The 19,992-nt window shown below is 57.2% G+C and carries 16 protein-coding genes and 2 tRNA genes; 4 read left to right on the forward strand and 14 right to left on the reverse strand.

Going from position 1 to position 19,992, the window contains the following annotated elements; translation table 11 throughout:
* Positions 1 to 26 precede the first annotated feature (26 nt).
* Positions 27 to 102, forward strand: a tRNA-Val gene (locus RHM62_RS01510).
* Between the two features lie 31 nt (positions 103 to 133).
* A tRNA-Asp gene (locus RHM62_RS01515) sits at positions 134 to 210 on the forward strand.
* A 952-nt stretch (positions 211 to 1,162) separates the two neighbouring features.
* Here RHM62_RS01515 and RHM62_RS01520 read toward each other — a convergent pair.
* The 7 genes from RHM62_RS01520 to RHM62_RS01550 form a co-directional block, all read right to left on the reverse strand.
* Positions 1,163 to 1,738, reverse strand: a complete 576-nt coding sequence (locus tag RHM62_RS01520) for a Fic family protein (protein WP_322123828.1) — start codon at positions 1,736 to 1,738, stop codon at positions 1,163 to 1,165.
* Entirely contained in the window at positions 1,650 to 2,111 is a 462-nt protein-coding gene (locus RHM62_RS01525) for a hypothetical protein (RefSeq protein WP_322123829.1), read from the reverse strand. Before RHM62_RS01525 ends, RHM62_RS01520 begins: the two co-directional genes overlap by 89 nt.
* Positions 2,112 to 2,186: 75 nt before the next feature.
* Positions 2,187 to 3,305, reverse strand: coding sequence for a DNA polymerase IV (gene dinB / locus RHM62_RS01530; RefSeq protein WP_322123830.1), 1,119 nt, complete (start codon positions 3,303 to 3,305; stop codon positions 2,187 to 2,189).
* 100 nt (positions 3,306 to 3,405) lie between these two features.
* Complete coding sequence (locus tag RHM62_RS01535; RefSeq protein WP_322123831.1) at positions 3,406 to 3,813, reverse strand: hypothetical protein; 408 nt, start codon at positions 3,811 to 3,813, stop codon at positions 3,406 to 3,408.
* 180 nt (positions 3,814 to 3,993) lie between these two features.
* Positions 3,994 to 6,042, reverse strand: a complete 2,049-nt coding sequence (locus tag RHM62_RS01540) for a UvrD-helicase domain-containing protein (RefSeq protein ID WP_322123832.1) — start codon at positions 6,040 to 6,042, stop codon at positions 3,994 to 3,996.
* 60 nt (positions 6,043 to 6,102) lie between these two features.
* Positions 6,103 to 8,922: a pitrilysin family protein gene (locus RHM62_RS01545; protein ID WP_322123833.1), complete on the reverse strand. Its 2,820-nt coding sequence runs from the start codon at positions 8,920 to 8,922 to the stop codon at positions 6,103 to 6,105.
* Between the two features lie 95 nt (positions 8,923 to 9,017).
* Positions 9,018 to 9,419 carry a CAP domain-containing protein gene (locus RHM62_RS01550; protein WP_322123834.1) on the reverse strand — a complete coding sequence of 134 codons (402 nt, stop codon included), beginning with the start codon at positions 9,417 to 9,419 and terminating at the stop codon, positions 9,018 to 9,020.
* Between the two features lie 616 nt (positions 9,420 to 10,035).
* Between RHM62_RS01550 and RHM62_RS01555 the strand changes: the two genes are divergently transcribed.
* Positions 10,036 to 10,506 carry an SRPBCC family protein gene (locus RHM62_RS01555; protein ID WP_322123835.1) on the forward strand — a complete coding sequence of 157 codons (471 nt, stop codon included), beginning with the start codon at positions 10,036 to 10,038 and terminating at the stop codon, positions 10,504 to 10,506.
* A gap of 7 nt (positions 10,507 to 10,513) precedes the next feature.
* Here RHM62_RS01555 and RHM62_RS01560 read toward each other — a convergent pair whose 3' ends face one another.
* Positions 10,514 to 12,553 (reverse strand): primosomal protein N', encoded by a 2,040-nt coding sequence (locus RHM62_RS01560; protein WP_322123836.1) that lies wholly within the window; start codon positions 12,551 to 12,553, stop codon positions 10,514 to 10,516.
* Positions 12,554 to 13,065: 512 nt separating this feature from the next.
* Here RHM62_RS01560 and RHM62_RS01565 point away from each other — a divergent pair.
* Positions 13,066 to 13,227: a hypothetical protein gene (locus RHM62_RS01565; protein WP_322123837.1), complete on the forward strand. Its 162-nt coding sequence runs from the start codon at positions 13,066 to 13,068 to the stop codon at positions 13,225 to 13,227.
* A 52-nt stretch (positions 13,228 to 13,279) separates the two neighbouring features.
* Here the strand turns inward: RHM62_RS01565 and hemE are convergent, their stop codons facing one another.
* From hemE to atpA, 6 genes are all read right to left on the reverse strand, one after another.
* Positions 13,280 to 14,359: a uroporphyrinogen decarboxylase gene (gene hemE / locus RHM62_RS01570; RefSeq protein ID WP_322123838.1), complete on the reverse strand. Its 1,080-nt coding sequence runs from the start codon at positions 14,357 to 14,359 to the stop codon at positions 13,280 to 13,282.
* A gap of 130 nt (positions 14,360 to 14,489) precedes the next feature.
* Complete coding sequence (locus RHM62_RS01575; protein ID WP_322123839.1) at positions 14,490 to 15,296, reverse strand: PPK2 family polyphosphate kinase; 807 nt, start codon at positions 15,294 to 15,296, stop codon at positions 14,490 to 14,492.
* 150 nt (positions 15,297 to 15,446) lie between these two features.
* Positions 15,447 to 15,869 carry a F0F1 ATP synthase subunit epsilon gene (locus tag RHM62_RS01580; protein WP_322123840.1) on the reverse strand — a complete coding sequence of 141 codons (423 nt, stop codon included), beginning with the start codon at positions 15,867 to 15,869 and terminating at the stop codon, positions 15,447 to 15,449.
* A 76-nt stretch (positions 15,870 to 15,945) separates the two neighbouring features.
* Positions 15,946 to 17,346: a F0F1 ATP synthase subunit beta gene (gene atpD, locus RHM62_RS01585; protein WP_322123841.1), complete on the reverse strand. Its 1,401-nt coding sequence runs from the start codon at positions 17,344 to 17,346 to the stop codon at positions 15,946 to 15,948.
* A 160-nt stretch (positions 17,347 to 17,506) separates the two neighbouring features.
* Positions 17,507 to 18,376, reverse strand: coding sequence for a F0F1 ATP synthase subunit gamma (atpG, locus tag RHM62_RS01590; protein WP_322123842.1), 870 nt, complete (start codon positions 18,374 to 18,376; stop codon positions 17,507 to 17,509).
* Between the two features lie 29 nt (positions 18,377 to 18,405).
* Entirely contained in the window at positions 18,406 to 19,941 is a 1,536-nt protein-coding gene (gene atpA / locus RHM62_RS01595; protein ID WP_322123843.1) for a F0F1 ATP synthase subunit alpha, read from the reverse strand.
* Positions 19,942 to 19,992 lie beyond the last annotated feature (51 nt).

The raw sequence follows: 19,992 nt of genomic DNA on the forward strand, positions 1-19,992 counted from the left end.
AGCAGTATCGTCAGGCAACTACAGCCGGGTGCTTAGCTCAGTTGGTAGAGCGGCGCCCTTACAAGGCGTAGGTCGGGGGTTCGAGCCCCTCAGCACCCACCAGGCAAGTGCCTGATGTTGCAAGTCCAGTTTTGGAGTGGTAGTTCAGTTGGTTAGAATACCGGCCTGTCACGCCGGGGGTCGCGGGTTCGAGTCCCGTCCACTCCGCCAATATAAAAAAGCCTGCGCAAGCAGGCTTTTTTTATGCCCGTCACATTTGCCCGCTGGCGGGCACACTTCTCGGAGTGAAGTGAGCCGCCTGCGCGGCTCACGGCGGGACGCGAAGGCACTCGCTTGCAAGCGAGTGAGCGGCCTGCTGCAGGTAGGCGAGTCCCGTCCACTCCGCCAATATAAAAAAGCCTGCGCAAGCAGGCTTTTTTTATGCCCGTCACATTTGCCCGCTGGCGGGCACACTTCTCGGAGTGAAGTGAGCCGCCTGCGCGGCTCACGGCGGGACGCGAAGGCACTCGCTTGCAAGCGAGTGAGCGGCCTGCTGCAGGTAGGCGAGTCCCGTCCACTCCGCCAATATAAAAAAGCCTGCGCAAGCAGGCTTTTTTTATGCCCGTCACATTTGCCCGCTGGCGGGCACACTTCTCGGAGTGAAGTGAGCCGCCTGCGCGGCTCACGGCGGGACGCGAAGGCACTCGCTTGCAAGCGAGTGAGCGGCCTGCTGCAGGTAGGCGAGTCCCGTCCACTCCGCCAATATAAAAAAGCCTGCGCAAGCAGGCTTTTTTTATGCCCGTCACATTTGCCCGCTGGCGGGCACACTTCTCGGAGTGAAGTGAGCCGCCTGCGCGGCTCACGGCGGGACGCGAAGGCACTCGCTTGCAAGCGAGTGAGCGGCCTGCTGCAGGTAGGCGAGTCCCGTCCACTCCGCCAATATAAAAAAGCCTGCGCAAGCAGGCTTTTTTTATGCCCGTCACATTTGCCCGCTGGCGGGCACACTTCTCGGAGTGAAGTGAGCCGCCTGCGCGGCTCACGGCGGGACGCGAAGGCACTCGCTTGCAAGCGAGTGAGCGGCCTGCCGCAGGTAGGCGAGTCCCGTCCACTCCGCCAATATAAAAAAGCCTGCGCAAGCAGGCTTTTTTTATGCCCCGACACTTTTGCCCGCTAGCGGGCACATTCATGATCGCGGCCTGCCCGCATCGATCCATGCTTCGGTCGCACGCATCGTCAGCCGATATCTCGCGCAGTTGTTGGCATCGAGCTTTTGCAATTCACTCAACAGTAGTTCTTCAAATCCGGGATCAGAATCGGCGGTCACCCGTGACGAGTCCATCGCCTCGGCGAGGCTCCTGCGGTCCCGGACAATCTGTCCGATCACCTCATTCAATGTTTTCCGATAGCGCAGTCGCAGCGGGTCAGGCGTTCCCATCGATGCGACCACGACAGCGTATTTTGTCAGCGAACGCCGGTACGTCCATGCGAATAGATCGGCCGCCATCGAGACATCAAGACATTCGTAGACGCCGATCATCGCGCTGGCGTAATCATGCGGTTCGACATCCAGGAAGGATAGCGGCGCGCAGTTGTACAGCATCAACGGCACGTTCGCGGCGAGCCGACTGGTGCGCTTGTTGCCGTCCTCAAAAGGCTGCAGGTACGCAAAGTTAATCCAGAGGAAAAATGCTGCCTCCAGCGGATTCTTGATGAGCCGGGATTTGTCGATGATGACGCCCAACATCTCTTCCAGCAGCAACGGAATCTGCGTCGGCACGTAGACCGTGTCGGTGATGTTGATAAGTGACCGGATTGCACCCCGCCAGAGGACTTACCAGAAATTTGCGCAGCGACTGGCTGGCTGCAGACCATGTTGGCGTGTCGCCTGTGGATGTGGGGACGGGAGTATCGCTGAGCATGTTCTGCTCGGGCACATCAACGCATGCATAGCGGGTCGCCCGACCCTGCCCTGCACGGGCCACTTTCTCTGCTTGCACCAGCAATGCCAGCCACCGCTTGGCTGTGGCGGGACTCGCTTCAGCGAGCCGGGCAAGCTCGGTTGACGTTGCACTGCCCTGACCAGCAAGATGCCGTTCGCGCAAGACTTTCAACAAATTATCGATAGGCAACATGGTATTGCTCCTTGAATCGGCTCATATCGGCTCGTTATGAGCTGATATGAGCCGATTCAGGCAATGTGAGCTGATTTAATCGCTATGAGAGGACTCTCCGGACAGCGTGCCATCCATCCGCTCCTCCAATCCGAACAAGGACAACTGGGTTCCCGGCTCTTCCTCTTCGCCCAAGCGCACACCCGCCCCCAGCAAGCGCACAGCCTGCTCACGCCGTCGAAACCCGGTCTCGAGCAGGCTGTGCAGCATGTCACGATCAATCGTCGTAGCGACGCATTCGACGGTGGTCTGACGGAAGTCGGCGAAGCGGATCTTGATGTAGAGCTTGTGGATATGGCGCTCGGCCCGGGCGCGCCGGACCCGCACGATCAGCATGTCGATCAGCGCGTCGAGTTCGGCGGCGCAGGACGCAAGATCCGGCAGATCGGTGACATAGGTTTCCTCGACGCTGACCGATTTACGTTCGGAACCCGGATTGACTTCGCGCTCATCGATGCCGCGACACAGACTGTAAAGCCGCTCGCCGAATTTGCCGAATTGCTGCAGCAGTTCGGCGCGCGGCCAGCTGCGCAAATCCGCGCAGACATGCACGCCTAGCGCATTGAGTTTTGCAGCAGTGACTTTGCCGACGCCATGCAATTTCTTGACCGGCAAGACGGCCACGAAAGCATCGATTTCGTGCGGGCGCACGACGAACTGGCCATCGGGCTTGTTCCAGTCACTGGCAACCTTGGCGATGAATTTGTTCGGCGCGATGCCGGCCGATGCAGTGATGCCGACGGTCGCTTCGATGCGGGCGCGGATCTCTTGCGCGATCAGCGTGGCGCTGCCACCGTGCCGGGTCGCATCGGTGACATCGAGATAGGCTTCGTCCAGCGATAGCGGTTCGACCAGGTCGGTGTAATCGCGATAGATCGCCAGAATCTGCTGCGAGGCGAGGCGGTATTTTTCCATCGCCGGACGCAGTACGATCAGACCGGGACAACGCTTGACCGCTTGCGCCGTAGCCATCGCCGAATGGACGCCGAAGCGACGCGCTTCGTAATTGCAGGTGGCCACTACGCCGCGCTGGTCGGCACGTCCGCCGACGGCCACCGGCAGGAGCCGCAGCGACGGATCGTCACGCATTTCGACGGCGGCATAAAAGCAATCACAATCGCAGTGGATGATCTTGCGCTGGCGGGGTGATTTCAACGGGATTTGCTGGATGGTAGCGGGGCCTCATTTTAACGGCCGGCCGATAAAAAAACCGCCGCCCGTTTTACGGGGCGGCGGCTCGATGTGCGGCTTAAGCTCAGTTGCCGATATCGGCTTTTGCACCTGCTTTGATATCCGCAGCGAGCCTGGCCTTGCGCTCACGCGCCGACGCGCGTTTCTCGGCTTTCAAATCGGACTCGGCCAGCGCCTTACTGTCCTTGTACTGCTCTTTGGCCATGTCTTTCTTCATCTTTGCATCGTTCCTGGCGGCGGCATCTTCTTCGCGCTTCTGGACATACGGATCGGCCGGTGGCGCCACTGATACCGCCCCGTTGGCACCGGCACCGACGACGATATTGGCGGGGCTCATCGGCGTGACGGCAACCGGCGCGGAGGTCCCCGCATTGGAGTTCAGACCGGCACCGACGGAAAGCGATTGGGCACCCGCAAAACTGGCAACTACGAGGATGGCTGAACCGAACAGAACTTGAGTTGATTTCATCATGATGGGATCCTTGATCGAGGCATACAGGCTGGACGATACGCCGTCCGGAAGAATGACCTAGTGAAGTACATTCACGTTATTGCGGTCATGGCTTGTTGATGTCTTCACCTTAGCAGAGGGTGTTCGTCAGACCTGTTTCCTCATTTTTTCTTACATCTTCCCGGACTCGCGGGCATCTGGTCACGGCGTGCGCGGTTTCTGTAGCAACTCCTTGAGCATCGCCATCCTGTCCTTCGGCGAAATGATTTCCGCCTCCGTTGGTACTGCCTCGCCTTCGTCAAGCTTCATTTCCGGAATGAAGCGCGACATTTCGCAATTGATGCTTTCGCGCGCGCGCTTGCGGCGCTTGCACCAGCTCACGTGCAGCGTGCGCTGCGCCCGCGTGATGCCGACATACATCAGGCGGCGTTCTTCCTGGATGCGCGCGCCCAGCGTCTCGAATGGCGCGTCGGGGTCGCCCTTGTGCGGCAGGATGCCTTCTTCGACACCGATCAGAAAGACATGCGGAAATTCCAGTCCCTTGGAAGCGTGCAGCGTCGACATGCGCACTGCATCCGGCTCTTCGTCTTTACCTTCCAGCATGGTCATCAGCGCGACCATCTGGGTCAGTTCGAGCAGGCTTTTTTCGGGTGCTTCGCCGTCTTTACCGCCGGTACATTTTTCTTTCAGCCAGCCGGTAAAGTCGACCACGTTTTCCCATTTGCTCCGGGCTTGGCGGTCATCGAAATTGTCGTACAGGTAGTACTCGTAATTGATCGCTTTCATCATGTCGTCGAGGACTTCGGCGGCGTCTTCACCGCTGCCGTCGGCGCGCTCTTCGAGCTGTTTGATGAAGTTGCCAAATTCGCGCAGCGGCTTGATCTGGCGCTCCGGCAGTTTCGCCTCGAGCCCGCCTTTGAAGACCGCCTCGAACAGCGAGCATTGCCATTGGCCGGCAAAGGTACCCAGCACTTCGAGCGTCGACTGGCCGACGCCGCGCTTGGGCGTGGTCACTGCGCGGATGAAGGCCGGGTCGTCGGAGCCGTTAGCGATCAGGCGTAGGTAGCTGATGATGTCCTTGATCTCGGCGCGGTCGAAATAGCTCTGACCGCCCGACATCGTGTACGGAATGCGTTCGCGCCTGAGCGCTTTTTCAAGGACGCGGGCCTGATGATTGCCGCGATACAGGATCGCGTAATCCGAGAAATTCGCGCGTCGTTCAAAGCGGTGCGCCGACAGCATGATGGCGACCTGATCGGCTTCGATTTCATCGTCTTCCATCGCCATCACCTTGACCGGATCGCCGAGGCCGTGTTCGGACCAGAGCGACTTGTCGAACAGCTTCGGGTTGTTTGAAATGACGGCATTGGCGGCACTGAGAATGCGCGTGCTGGAGCGGTAATTCTGTTCGAGCTTGATGACCTTCAGGTCGGGAAAATCGACCTGCAATGTCTTCAGGTTTTCGATGGTCGCACCGCGCCAGGCGTAGATGGCCTGGTCGTCGTCGCCCACCGCCGTGAAGAGCGGCTTCTTGCCGATACCGGTGACCATTAATTTGACCAGTTCGTACTGGCAGGTATTGGTGTCCTGGTACTCGTCGACCAGCAGATAGCGCAGACGCCGCTGCCACTTGTCGCGCACTGCTTCATTGCTGCGAAACAGTTCGACCGGCAGCCGGATCAGGTCATCAAAATCGACCGCCTGGTACGCCGACAGTGTCGCCACATAGCTGCGATAGATCCGTGCGGCGTCGGCTTCCTCGTCGTCGATGGCTTGCTTGATGGCGGTATCAGGATCGGTCAGGCTGTTCTTCCACAGCGACATCGCGCCCTGGATACGGCGGATCAATTGCTTGTCGGTGGTGATCGCCAGGTCCTGCACCAGCGAAAAACAATCATCGCTATCCATGATCGAAAAACGGTCTTTCAAGCCGAGCTGGCGCGCTTCCTGGCGCAGGATTTTGACGCCCAATGAATGGAAGGTGCTGACCGTGAGCTGCTTGGCCTGGCGCGGTTGCTTGAGCAGTTTGGCGATGCGCTCCTGCATTTCCAGTGCGGCCTTGTTGGTGAATGTCAGCGCGGCGATGTGCTTGGGTTCGTAGCCGCGATCCTCGATCAGATGGGCGATTTTTTGCGTGATCACGCGGGTCTTGCCGGAGCCGGCACCGGCCAGCACCAGGCAGGGACCATCGAGGTAATGGACCGCTTCGCTTTGCGGAGCGTTCAGGCCGAATGAAGGGGTCGAGGACATGGGGACAGACGGTGAGGAGGCGAGCGGCATTGTACCGCCGCCGGCCGGCTCTCCTGCCGCTTACTTCAGCCGCTGGCCATCGGCATCGCGCAACTCGGCCGGCCCCAGTTTGAGCTGGTCCAACTGCGGCCCGATACTGGCCTTGTCGCCAACGCCGATGACGATCATTTTCCCGGGTTGCAGATACTTTGCAGCAACTGCTTGTGCCTGCTTCGCGGTGACGGCAGCGTAGCGTTCGGGCAGCCCGACGTAGTAATCCGTACCCAGGTCGTACACAAAAATGTTGGCCAGCGACGCGCCTATGGCCTGGTTGTTTTCGAAGCGACCCGGCAGCGACAGGATTTGCGCATTGCGCGCATTGGCCAGCTCGGCCGCACCCATCGGCGCACGGATCATGCCGCGCACTTCCTTGAAGATTTCGGCAACCGCCGGTCCGGTCACATCGGTGCGGATACTGCCCGCCACCGAAAATGGACCCGGCCCGCGGTGATAGGCAAAGCCCGATTTGGTACCGTAGGTGTAGCCTTTTTCTTCACGCAAATTGCTGTTGATACGGCTCGTGAACAAGCCGCCTAGCGCGGCGTTCATGACCTGCAGCGCTTCGAAATCAGGCGTCTTGCGATCGGGGCCGAGGGTGACGATGCGCAGGGCGGTTTGCGGCGCACCGGGCTTGTCGACCAGGATCAGTTTTGCGGTAGTTGGCTGCACCGGACCGAGCGTGGCCGGCTCGCTGACGGTACCTTTCCAGTCGCCGAAACGGGCTTCGGCCAGTGCTGTCAAGCCGGCGCGGGTGATGTCGCCGGAGACCACCAACGCGGCGTTTGCAGGGACGTAATGCTGTTTCCAGAAGCGCTCCAGATCGATGCGACGCGTCGCCTTGACCGATGCTTCGGTCCCGAGTTCGACGCTGCCGTAGGGGTGGTCGGTGCCATACAACGCAGCGAGCTCGATACGGGCAGCGACGGCCGGCGCGTTCTCGCGTTCCTGGCTGAGTTCACCGAGCCGGCTGCTGCGACTGCGCTCGATTTCTTCGGCCGGAAATGCCGGATGCCGGACCATGTCGGCCAGCACATCGAGCGACTGGCTGAAATTGGCCTTGAGCGACATCACCGATACGATCGATGCATCGGCCGTCGAGCCGGTTGCCATGAAAGCGCCGAGTTGCGCGAGTTCGTCGGCGATCTGCGGTGCGCTGCGACTGGTCGTGCCTTCCTCGAGCATCTGCGCGGTAAAGCTGGCCAGCCCCGGTTGGCCGGCAGGATTCGCGCCGGAGCCGCTGCGCACCACCAGTTCGGCGGCGACCAGCGGCAAGGCCGGATTGAAGTTGTGGATCACGGTCAGGCCATTGGCGAGCGTAAAAGCATCGCCCCGGGGTAGTGCAAACGGGGCCAATGGCTGAGCCTTCGGCACTTGCCGGCGCCATGACTCATCTTTGTTGAGCGAGGTGCGCGGTTCGGCACGCGCTTTTGCTGCCGGCGGCGTTGGCACTTCCGGTCCGAGTTCTTTCGGGCCCGGTACGCCATGCACAACCACGCGCGCAATCGTAGCTAGTTGCGCATCGACGACGCGCTTGACGTCGGCGGCAGTGACCTGGCGATAGCGTTCGATATCCTTCGGCAGATAGCCGGGGTCACCGAGGTACTGGTTGTACTGGTTCAGCTGGTTGGCCAGGCCTTCGCCACCGACTTTCTCGAGACGGGTCAGCATCGCGGTTTCGATTGTGTTGCGGGCGCGCGCGACTTCCTTGTCATCGGGGCCGTTCTTACGTAACAGCTGCAGTTGTTCGTCGATGGCGGCTTCAATTTCTTTTGCATCGTGGCCGGGACGCGCGGTTACCGACACCACGAACATCGAGGTCAGTGCGTTCGATCCTTGCGAGGCGCTGACTTCCTGGGCGATCTGCTTGTCATAGACCAGCGACTTGTACAGGCGACTGGATTTGCCGCCGCCAAGAATCTGTCCGGCAATCGCCAGTTCGGCATCGCCCGGCTGGTAGGCCGGTGACGTCAGCCAGGCCATATAAACCCGTGGCAGCTCGACCTGATCGGTCACGACGGCGCGCCGCTCGCTGGTGATCGGTGGCGTCACCACAGTCGACTTTGGTAGCGCCGGGCCGCGCTTGAAGCTGCCGAAATATCGGGCCACCAGCGCCTTGGTGCGGACCTTGTCGATATCGCCGACGATGACCAGACTGGCGTTGTTGGGCCGGTAGTACTGCGTGAAGAAGTGCTTGATGTCGCCCAGTTTGGCGGACTGGATGTCGGCATGCGAACCGATGATGCTGGCGTAGTACGGATGCGTCTTCGGGAACAGCTGATGGAACAGGGCTTCTTCGACAATGCCGTAGGGCGTGTTTTCAACGCTCTGGCGGCGCTCGTTACGGACCACGTCAATCTGGTTGGTCAATGCCGTCTGGTCGAGAACATCGAGCAGATAACCCATGCGATCAGCATGGACCCAGAGCGCCAGTTCGAGCTGGTTCGACGGCACGGTGTCGAAGTAGTTGGTGCGGTCAAAATCGGTGCTGCCATTGGAGTCGGTTGCGCCAGCGCCTTCGAGTAATTTATCGGCAGTGCCACGCGGCACGTGCTTCGAGGCGGCGAACATCATGTGCTCGAACAGATGCGCAAAACCGGTCAGGCCGGGCGCTTCGTTGGCTGGACCGACGTGATACCAGAGATTGACGGCCGTCAGCGGCAAGCGGTGATTCTCGACCAGGATGACATCCAGGCCATTGGGCAATGTGTATTTTTCGAACGGGATTCGGGTCACTGCGGTGCTAGCGAAAGTAACGGCATCGGCGGCCCTGACCGGTGACACCAGCGCTACACACAAGACGAACAGAAAGGCGGGCAATGCCAGCAGCTTACGGGTATTCATGGACTCTCCGGGCAGGATGTTGACTGCGGATTATGACAGTGCGCCGGCGGACGTGCCGCCTGCCCGGACAAGGCGGCACGACGATGATGATGCACTCAGCCCGGTGCGCCAAATTCCATGGTCCAGTAGTACTTGTAGTTGTCGGCATCATTACGGACGCACGCCACGCCGACTTCTGCAGCGGTCGCGTTCATGATGGCATCGCAATGGCCGGGGCTGTCGAGCCAGCTCTGCATCACCTGATCAATCGAGCTTTGGCCGGCAGCAATATTTTCGGCCCACATGCGCCAACGGTAACCGGCGTTGGTAATGCGTTGACCACCGGAACTGCCATCGCTACCGCTATGCGAAAAATAATTCTTAGCCGCCATGTCTACCGAATGCTGACTCGCTGCCGCGAGCAACTTGGTGTTCCAGCTGACAGCGGCGACCGCCGCGCGTGCCGTGCCGCCACAGACACGTCCTGCAGCGCGCACCTGGTTAAGACGACTCATCATTTCCTGCTGAAAATTGGGTAGTCCACAGCTTTGTGACGCAGCGACATTTGCCACGACAGCAGCAACCGGGGTTGGCGCTACCGGAGCTGGAATTCTGGCTACTGGAACGCGCACAGGCGCGGGCGCGGGAGCGCCCGCACTAATCTGTCGGAACGGGCTACTGAAACCGGTATCGTTACCGCAGGCAGCAAGGGTGAATGAAAGAAAAATGGCAGATGAATAGGCAAGTCGGTTCAATTTGATTACTCCGGCAATAGGGATGATGTGCATGTCCTCGCGCACCGCAACGATCCGTCGATAACGCGAGACAGAGATTTGCAGAACCACTGGATAGGCGCGTCGACCTTCAATGCGCCGCAGGGTCCGGGCAATCCGAACCCGCATATCAAGACCGGAGAGTTTTAGTGAAAGTTCCGGACAAATACCGGTGCCGCCGGCAACCTGCCTTTCTTGACTCTATGGCAATCACTGGCCATGACAGAGCATCAATAAAACAGTGCGAAAAGTTTAGCTTTGGTCAACTTGATTCGCCGCGACAATGGACTGTTACTTGCAAAGCACGCTTTCCGGCCCAATATCGACTCCTATTTCCAACGCTCACTGAAATGGCATTTGCATGAAATTTACTCACTTGATCGAAATCAATGATCCGCTTTTGCCGTTGGTGGAAACCCTGACGCGTGAGCAGCTCTGGCGTGGCCTGGTGTTGCGCGCGAAAGCACCCAAATTGTTCGTGCCGTATCTGGATCGCTGCTCGATCACGGCACTCACTGATTCCGGCTTCGCCCGCGAATTGCAGTATGGCGATCTGGTGATTCGTGACCAGGTCACGCTTACCACCGGTCAAATGGTCCACTATGCGATACCGCAGCAAAAGGACATCCCGCCTTCGGCGCTGACAATGACCATCGAGGAGCCGCAAGCAGAACTGCTGTTCGTGCGGTTTTCGTACGAGGATAGTCAAACCGAAGAGGAAGGCTCGGTCGATGCGTTTTATAACGAATTCCGGCATTCGGCTTATCAGGAAGCCGATATCGATACGATTCGCCTGATACGCCAGATGGTGCAGGACGGTGAGCTGGGCTAAGTGCGATTCAGATATCGGCCGGGTCGACTTCGACCGACCACCGTGCCCGTGTCTTGATCTCGCGCAGTGCCGCTATCCATACCGTCAGAAATGCCTGCAATGCAGGGCGGGACGCTGACTCGATCAGCAACTGGGCCCGATCGACGTTGGCCACGCGCATCATTGTCATCGGAATAGGGTCGTTGATAACGATGCCGTCCTGCTTTACCGCTGCTGCCGCCGCGCGCAAAAATTCCAGCGCGATGGGGAGTTCGCGGGCTTCGGCGCGCAGCAAGGCTTGAAAGATGTACGGTGGCAGCCCCGCTTGTCGGCGCTCTGCCAGCAATTCGTTAGCAAAACGGTCGTAGTTGTGCGCGATGATCGCGGCATAGAGCGGATGCTGCGGGTAGCGCGTCTGGATCAATACTTCGCTGGGACTACCGCCGTCTTTTTGCGCCGCCCGCCCCGCCCGCCCTGCCACTTGCATCAGTTGCGCGAACAGTCGCTCGCTCGCCCGGTAATCCTGCGAAAACAGCGCCGTGTCGGGATTGAGGATGCCTACCAGCGTCAGGTTCTGGAAGTCGTGTCCCTTGGCCACCATCTGGGTACCAATCAGGATATCGACGTCGCCGCGATGCACGCTGTCGAAAGCGGCCTGCGCACTGCCCTTGCGGCGCGTTGAATCGGCATCGATGCGCAGCAGCCGGGCTTCCGGCAACAGACTTTGCAGCCCCTCCTCGACCCGCTGGGTGCCGCGCCCGAGCGGTTGGATATCAACATTGCCGCATGTCGGACAGGATTTGGGAATCCGGTGTTCGAGGCCACAGTGATGGCATCGCAGCCGGTAGTCGGGTTTATGCAGGACCATGAAGGCGGTACAACGGGTGCAATTACTGATCCAGCCGCAGGCATCGCAGGACAGTACCGGGGCATACCCGCGCCGGTTCAGAAATAGCAAGGATTGCTCGCCGCGTTCAAGCCGCACTTTGAGCGCCTTCAGCAAAGTCGACGTGATGCCTTCAAATGGCTTGTCATGCTCCATGTTGATCAAACTGACTTTAGGCAAGACCGCATCGCGCACGGCCCGGTCGCGCAGATCGAGCTGGCGGTATCGCCCCGACTGCGCGTGGTGCCAGGTCTCCAGCGAGGGAGTGGCGGAGCCCAGTACCAGCGGGATTGCCAATTGACGCGCACGCCATACCGCCAGATCACGTGCCGAATAGCGCAACCCTTCCTGTTGCTTGTAAGAAGTATCATGTTCTTCGTCAATCATGATCAGTTTCAGATGCGGGATCGATGCCAGTAGCGCCAGCCGGGTACCAAGAATGATGCGTGCATGTCCCAGATGGGCTGCCAGCCAGTTGCGCAAGCGTTCGCCCTCTGCCAGGCCGCTATGCAATGTCACCACCATCACCGTTGGAAAACGCGCGCGGATATTACCTTCTAGCTGCGGCGTCAGATTGATCTCGGGCACCATGATCAGTATCTGTGCCGGATTGTCCAGATCACTGGCCTGGCTGAGGATAGTCGCGGCCGCATGCAGGTAGACCTCGGTTTTACCGCTGCCGGTAACCCCGTACAACAGATGCGGCGCATACCCTGAGGCACCGGCAATAGCGTCAGCAGCATATTGCTGCGCCGGATTGAGCGCCGGCACGTTGGCGGGCGTCGCATCATGAGCAAGGCGAGGCTGATCAAGCTTTTTAAGCGCCTTGTCCAGCGAAACCGACTTCAGTCCGCGCAAATTTTTGGGCAACGCCGGGATCACCACTTCGCCAAGCGGCCGATGGTAATAAGCGGCAGCGAAACGGCACAAGGCCAGCCACGACGAACTCAATGGCGGCAATTGCGCATGCACGGCCAATGCGTTCTTGAGCTTGCCGGCAGGAACCTCCGTTGTGGAGCCAATCCCGACAATCATGGCAGCGACTTCGCGGCGCCCGAACGGAACAATCGCAATTTGCCCGATCGCCGGCAACACCGTGCTGTCCACTTCCAAAGGCCAGAGGTAGTCAAAACCAACAGCGAGCGGTGCGTCAAGTGCGACGGTTAGGATGCAATGTGACACGAGTTAAAGTATTCCATGAGAAAACTGGCTAACTATCAGTTTCATAAGTACTTTTTATAAATTTTTCAGAGGCTGTGGATAACTTTGTGGATAAGAAGCTATTGACAAGCTCACATCCCAGCATTCATGCGGTTTTCTGGGAAATGAAAAAAAGAATTGCAAAAATTAAACTCATTTAAATCAATGGGTTGAAAAAACGGCTTACACGCTTTAAATAACTTTCAAATAAATATGCTGGGGTCGAATGCAGGATTTATTTTGTGCATAAGTAAGAAAATTTTCTTCAGTGGATATTGACTTATAGTTTTTTAAGGTAACTTTTAAGCATGAGCTTATCGATATATACAAACTAGAAAACCGTTCCGGTGTCAACTGCATCAATCCCGGGCAAAACAGAGAAACGACTTTTAACACCTCAGGTGAAACATGAAGTAATTGCGTAACACCACGATTCATAAGCACTTTTAGATGTATCCACAATAACTGTGGATAACTTTGTGGATAAGTGACCCTTGACAAGCCCCAAAGCCAGAGCTGATGCGGGTTTCAACAAAATGCACTCTGTAGAAGCAGATTTTAAAGCTAATAAAATCAAGCACTTAGAATTTAGCTACTCGCCTGAAATTTTATTTTTAAAAATAATATTTTTCTTTTCTTGGGCTCAAATTTTGTGAATAAGATCGGTTTTCTGACCCGGAACAAGTCGACGATCCGGATCCCGGCCAGTCAGCGCATCGCCCGACTCAGGCTATGAACAGCGTCCACCATCACAGCGACAGCATCAGGTTGAGTGAATTGTGAAATCCCGTGACCCAGATTGAAAACATGGCCATGGCCTTCCGATGGCGCCCCGTAGGAAGCGAGTGCACTGGCAACTTCGGCATGTATCTGCTCTGGCTTGGCGAACAATGCCACCGGGTCAAGATTGCCTTGCAAGGCCACCTTGTGACCAACCTGCGCCCTGGCGCGCCCGAGGTTGACTGTCCAGTCCAGACCAACTGCATCGGCACCGATATCGGCAATCTGGTCAAGCCACAACCCGCCTCCTTTGGTAAACACGATGCAGGGAACACGCCCACCTCCCTGATCAAGGTGCAACTGGGCGACCACTTCGCGCATATAGTCCAACGAAAATTTCTGATACGCGCCATCAGCTAGTGCTCCGCCCCAGCTGTCGAAGATCATCACAGCCTGCGCACCCGCTGCAATCTGGGCATTCAGATAGCCGGCGACGGCGGTGGCGTTGATAGACAAAATACGGTGCATCAAGTCCGGACGGTCATACAGCATACTTTTGACACGACGGAAATCGTCTGAACCACCACCTTCGACCATGTAGCAGGCCAACGTCCAGGGACTGCCTGAAAACCCGATGAGTGGAACACGGCCATCGAGCTCGGTACGGATCTGCGTGACGGCATCATAGACGTATTGCAGGTCACCCAGATCAGGGGCTTGAAGGGCCATCACCGCCGCCTCATCGCGCAGCGGCCGTTCAAATTTCGGTCCTTCTCCGTCAGCAAAATAAAGTCCCAGCCCCATTGCATCAGGCACGGTCAGGATATCGGAGAACAGGATTGCGGCATCCAGCGGAAACCGGTCGAGCGGTTGCAGTGTTACTTCGGTGGCGTAATCGGGATTTTTTGCCAATCCGAGGAAGGAGCCGGCGCGGGCACGCGTCGCGCGGTACTCGGGCAAATAACGACCGGCCTGGCGCATCAGCCACACCGGCGTGTAATCAGTGGGCTGACGCAACAATGCGCGCAGAAAGGTATCGTTTTTCAGCGGGGCGAACTTGGTAGACATCAGACGAATCCTGGCAACATCAAAGAAGCCGGTATTATCGCCGAAAGCACAGACAGGGAAGCATAAAGCGCACATCACATATCTGCGGCACCGAAGAGATCGCGGAATGCAGGCAAGGCCACGCCGCGGGCTAGACGATCTTCAGATTTTTCAGCTCCGGATTGGCCGGCGGATACGTCAGCTTCATTGCTTCCAGCGTTTCGAGCAAGATCGAAGCAATCGCCAGGTTTCGATGGGTTTTTGAATTCGCAGGGATGACAAACCAGGGGGCTTGATCGGTGTCGGTTGCGTTAATTGCCACCGTGTATGCGTCCTGATACGCATCCCACAACTTGCGTTCCTCAATATCCTGCACATCGAATTTCCAATGCTTGTCCGGTTCCGCAAGTCGATCCTCGAGGCGTCCCTTCTGTTCGTCCTTCGAGATATGCAAAAAGAACTTCACGACGACGGTGCCGGTCTCGGCGAGCAAGCGTTCAAAATCACAAATCTGAGCTAACCGTCGCTTACGCTCATCGTCATCGATCCAATCGTGTACCCGCGCGATCAAGACATCCTCGTAATGACTGCGGTTAAACACCGCAATTTGACCGGAGGCTGGTGTTTGCTGATGAACGCGCCACAAGAAATCGTGGTCTTTTTCGAAGGCAGTCGGCGCCTTGAAAGCTACGCCACGGATACCCGACGGATTGATCCTGCCCAGGACGTCTTTCACTGCGCCGTCTTTGCCGGAAGTATCCATTCCCTGGAAGACGACCAACAACTTGCGGTCGTGTGCGGCGTACAGTATGTTTTGTAAATCAGCAATCTTTTGGGCCATCGCGTCGACTTCCTGCTTGTCGGTCGCTTTGTCGCTGCTTGACAGTGGCTTGTCACCCGCATCACCGTCACTGATCTTGTTAGATTTTTTTGGTCGAAACTGGGTGCTGACATTCATGCAGTTCTCCGGATAAAGGGCCCCACAGTATTACACTGCCTCGCAAAGACATACCGCGCTAGCGCAACGTTTCATGTGACAAATCATGGCGGTTAACGTCAAAAAGGCAGCCGTAGCTGCCTTTCATTTCCTGCACGCTGCGATACAAACTCAGCGCTTTTGACGCAACCGCTGAATCGCTGCCAATTGGGCGATCGCCACCGACAACTCTGCTTGTGCCGCAGCGTAATCGATTTTTGATTCCTGATTGATCATCGCTTCTTCGGCCAGACGTTTGGCTTCCAATGCCTTGGCTTCGTCAAGATCGCCACCGCGGATCGCGGTGTCGGCCAGGACGGTCACGGCGTTTGGTTGCACTTCCAGAATACCGCCAGCCACGAACACCAGCTCCATCTCGGCTTGGCCTGCAACCTTGATGCGCACGGTGCCCGGCTTGATGCGAGTGATCAATGGGGTGTGACCCGGATAAATACCCAGTTCACCGGACTCGCCCGGCAGTGCGACGAATTCGGCTTCACCGGAAAAAATCTGCGTCTCGGCCGAAACCACATCAACGTGAATAGTGTGTGCCATCTTGAAACCTTATCTGTTCAATGAGTCAGTGGTCGTGCAACTGGCGACGAATGATTCCGGCACCAGCAAGCAACGATTACTGAGCCTTCTTGGCTTTTTCGATTGCTTCTTCGATCGTACCAACCATGTAGAACGCTTGCTCTGGCAGGTGATCGAGCTCGCCCGACGCGATCATCTTGAAACCCTTGATCGTGTCTTTAAGCGACACGTATTTACCAGGCGCGCCGGTAAATACTTCAGCAACGTGGAATGGCTGCGATAGGAAACGCTGCATTTTACGTGCGCGCGCGACCAGCAGTTTGTCTTCCGGCGCCAATTCGTCCATACCCAGAATCGCGATAATGTCGCGCAATTCCTTGTAACGCTGCAAGGTACCCTGCACCGCACGGGCGGTGTCATAGTGGTCCTGACCAACGACAAGCGGATCGAGCTGACGGGATGTTGAGTCGAGTGGATCGACCGCAGGGTAGATACCCAGCGAGGCGATGTCACGCGACAGAACGACGGTCGAATCCAGGTGGGCAAACGTGGTGGCTGGCGATGGATCGGTCAAGTCATCGGCTGGAACGTAGACGGCCTGGATCGAGGTGATCGAGCCGACTTTGGTCGACGTGATGCGCTCTTGCAGACGACCCATTTCTTCAGCTAGTGTTGGCTGATAACCCACGGCGGAAGGCATACGGCCCAGCAGTGCAGACACTTCGGTACCGGCCAACGTGAAGCGATAGATATTGTCGACGAAGAACAAAACGTCTTTACCTTCGTCACGGAAACTTTCCGCAATCGTCAGACCGGTCAACGCAACGCGCAGACGGTTACCTGGCGGTTCATTCATCTGGCCGTAGACCATCGCGACTTTGGAGTTCTCTGGATTTTCCAGATCGACCACTTTCGCATCAGCCATCTCGTGATAGAAGTCATTGCCTTCACGAGTGCGCTCACCGACACCGGCAAACACGGACAAACCGCTGTGTGCCTTGGCGATGTTGTTGATCAATTCCATCATGTTCACGGTCTTGCCTACACCAGCGCCGCCGAACAGGCCAACTTTACCGCCCTTGGCAAACGGACACACCAGATCGATCACCTTGATACCGGTTTCGAGCAAGTCTTGCGATGGCGACAGTTCGTCGTACGCAGGAGCTTTGCGGTGGATCGATGCCATTTTTTCGTGGCTGACCGGACCGCATTCGTCGATCGGGTTACCCAGCACGTCCATGATGCGACCGAGGGTTGCCTTGCCGACTGGAACCATGATCGGTCCGCCGGTGTTCTGAATAATCATGCCGCGGCGCAAACCGTCGGAAGTACCCAGCGCGATGGTACGGACAATGCCATCGCCCAGCTGCTGTTGCACTTCCAGTGTCAGTTCCGAGCCTTCCATTTTCAAGGCGTCATACACCTTGGGCATCGCGTTGCGTGGGAACTCAACGTCCACCACTGCGCCGATACACTGAACGATTTTGCCGTCAGCCATGTTCGTTCCTTCAAAAGTAATTTAAATTCCTGGCATCCCGGTGTCGTGCTTGTCGCTCTTGAAGCGGGCATGTGGCCGGAGTGCATCTTTTTTCTAGTCAGTCGGGGACAAAGCAATTCGTTGCCTTACGGCACCTCTTCAACTCTGTCCCGCAAGGGCATTAAACCGCAGCCGCTCCGGAAACAATCTCCGACAATTCCTTCGTAATCGCTGCCTGACGCGTCTTGTTATAAATCAGCTTCAATTCACCAATCACGTTGCCGGCGTTATCGCTGGCAGACTTCATCGCGACCATACGCGCCGATTGCTCGGACGCCATGTTTTCTGCGACTGCCTGGAAAATCAATGCTTCTACATAACGCAACAACAGTTCATCAATGACCGATTGCGCATCTGGCTCGTAAATGTAATCCCATGCGTGATTACCTTTATCGGCTTCCAGTTTGTCGGCGGACAACGGGAGCAATTGCTCCAGTGTCGCTTCCTGGCGCATCGTATTGATGAACTTGGTGTACACGACGTACACCGCGTCCAGACGACCTTCCTGGTACGCGTCGAGCAAGACCTTCACAGGGCCGATCAGCTTGTCGAGATGCGGCGCATCACCGAGTTGCACCGCATGCGACACCACTGTCGCACCGATACGATTCAGGAAACCGAATCCCTTGTTGCCGATCGCCACTGCTTCGATCTTGTGACCCGTGCTTTCGACTTCGCGCATCTTCGTCGTCAGCAAACGCAGTGCATTGGTGTTCAACCCGCCGCACAACCCTTTGTCGGTTGTGACGACGACGAAACCAACGCGCTTGGCGCTGTCTTGTGACACCAGGAACGGATGCGTGTACTCGGGGTTCGCCTGGGACAGGTTGGCCGCGATGTTACGAATCTTTTCGCTGTAAGGGCGAGCGGCACGCATCCGCTCCTGCGCTTTGCGCATCTTGGATGCGGCGACCATTTCCATCGCCTTGGTGATCTTCTTCGTATTTTCTACGCTCTTGATCTTGCCTCGAATCTCTTTGCCTGAAGCCATGCTTAGTTACTCCTTATGCACAGTTAGGGTCAGAACGATTTCTTGAAATCTGCAATCGCGGCGGCCAGTGCAACTTCACCGTCCTTGTCGAGCTGCTTGGTTTCTTCGATCTTCTGCAACAGAGCAACGTGGCTGCTCTTCATGAAGCCATGCAGACCCGACTCAAATGCCAGCACTTGCTTGACTTCGACATCGTCGAGGTAGCCCTTGTTGACCGCGAACAGCGAACACGCCATCAGCGAAATTGACAACGGCGAGTACTGCGCCTGCTTGAGTAATTCGGTAACGCGGGCACCACGATCGAGCTGCTTGCGGGTCGATGCATCGAGGTCCGAAGCAAACTGCGCAAACGCAGCAAGTTCACGATACTGAGCCAAGTCGGTACGAATACCACCGGACAGATTTTTGATGACCTTGGTCTGGGCAGCACCACCAACACGCGACACCGAAATACCGGCGTTGATCGCAGGACGGATACCGGCGTTGAACAGCGAAGTTTCCAGGAAGATCTGACCGTCGGTGATCGAAATCACGTTGGTTGGAACGAAAGCAGAAACGTCACCAGCTTGTGTTTCGATGATCGGCAGAGCAGTCAGCGAACCAGTCTTACCCTTGACTTCACCCTTGGTGAAGGCTTCGACGTAGTCCGGATTCACGCGTGCTGCGCGCTCAAGCAAACGACTGTGAAGGTAGAACACGTCGCCAGGATAGGCTTCACGACCTGGTGGACGGCGCAGCAGCAGCGACACTTGACGGTACGCAACGGCTTGCTTGGACAAATCGTCATAGACGATCAGTGCATCTTCACCGCGGTCACGGAAGTATTCGCCCATTGCGCAACCGGCGTACGGTGCGACGAACTGCATGGCAGCCGATTCGGAAGCCGACGCGGCGACGACGATCGTGTATTCCATCGCGTTGTGCAGCTCGAGCGAGCGCACGATGTTCTTGATCGACGAGGCTTTTTGACCGATAGCAACGTAGATGCACGTTACGCCCTGGCCCTTCTGGTTGATGATCGCATCGATCGCTACCGCAGTCTTGCCGGTTTGACGATCGCCAATGATCAGTTCGCGTTGACCGCGGCCGATTGGCACCATGGCATCAATCGACTTCAGACCGGTTTGCATCGGTTGCGATACGGATTGACGGGCAATCACGCCTGGGGCGATCTTTTCGATCGGTGCGGTCAACTTGGCGTTAACGGGACCTTTACCATCAATTGGTTGACCCAGTGCATTGACCACGCGGCCGCACAGTTCAGGACCAATCGGCACTTCCAGAATGCGGCCGGTACATTTGACCGTATCGCCTTCGGAGATGTGCTCGTAATCACCCAGGATCACGGAACCGACCGAGTCACGCTCGAGGTTCAGCGCGAGGCCGAAGGTGTTACCTGGAAATTCCAGCATCTCGCCTTGCATCACGTCGGACAGACCGTGGATGCGGCAGATACCATCGGACACCGAAATGACCGTACCCTGATTGCGGATCTCGGCGCTGTCGCTGAGACCTTGAATCCGGCTCTTGATCAGTTCGCTGATTTCGGACGGGTTGAGTTGCATATAAACTCCTAAAATTTTTCTCTGGCTTACGCGAGGGGCAAGGTTGGCATG

The organism is Actimicrobium sp. CCC2.4, assembly GCF_034347385.1.
Lineage (GTDB): Bacteria > Pseudomonadota > Gammaproteobacteria > Burkholderiales > Burkholderiaceae_D > Actimicrobium.

Excerpts from the sequence above, each read along its gene's own strand:
- RHM62_RS01540 (WP_322123832.1), bottom strand. The coding sequence starts at position 6,042 with ATGTCCTCGACCCCTTCATTCGGCCTGAACGCTCCGCAAAGCGAAGCG.
- atpD (WP_322123841.1), bottom strand. The coding sequence starts at position 17,346 with ATGGCTGACGGCAAAATCGTTCAGTGTATCGGCGCAGTGGTGGACGTT.
- RHM62_RS01545 (WP_322123833.1), bottom strand. The coding sequence starts at position 8,922 with ATGAATACCCGTAAGCTGCTGGCATTGCCCGCCTTTCTGTTCGTCTTG.
- RHM62_RS01580 (WP_322123840.1), bottom strand. The coding sequence starts at position 15,869 with ATGGCACACACTATTCACGTTGATGTGGTTTCGGCCGAGACGCAGATT.
- RHM62_RS01575 (WP_322123839.1), bottom strand. The coding sequence starts at position 15,296 with ATGAATGTCAGCACCCAGTTTCGACCAAAAAAATCTAACAAGATCAGT.
- atpG (WP_322123842.1), bottom strand. The coding sequence starts at position 18,376 with ATGGCTTCAGGCAAAGAGATTCGAGGCAAGATCAAGAGCGTAGAAAAT.
- RHM62_RS01550 (WP_322123834.1), bottom strand. The coding sequence starts at position 9,419 with ATGATGAGTCGTCTTAACCAGGTGCGCGCTGCAGGACGTGTCTGTGGC.
- hemE (WP_322123838.1), bottom strand. The coding sequence starts at position 14,359 with ATGTCTACCAAGTTCGCCCCGCTGAAAAACGATACCTTTCTGCGCGCA.
- atpA (WP_322123843.1), bottom strand. The coding sequence starts at position 19,941 with ATGCAACTCAACCCGTCCGAAATCAGCGAACTGATCAAGAGCCGGATT.
- RHM62_RS01525 (WP_322123829.1), bottom strand. The coding sequence starts at position 2,111 with ATGTTGCCTATCGATAATTTGTTGAAAGTCTTGCGCGAACGGCATCTT.
- RHM62_RS01555 (WP_322123835.1), top strand. The coding sequence starts at position 10,036 with ATGAAATTTACTCACTTGATCGAAATCAATGATCCGCTTTTGCCGTTG.
- RHM62_RS01535 (WP_322123831.1), bottom strand. The coding sequence starts at position 3,813 with ATGATGAAATCAACTCAAGTTCTGTTCGGTTCAGCCATCCTCGTAGTT.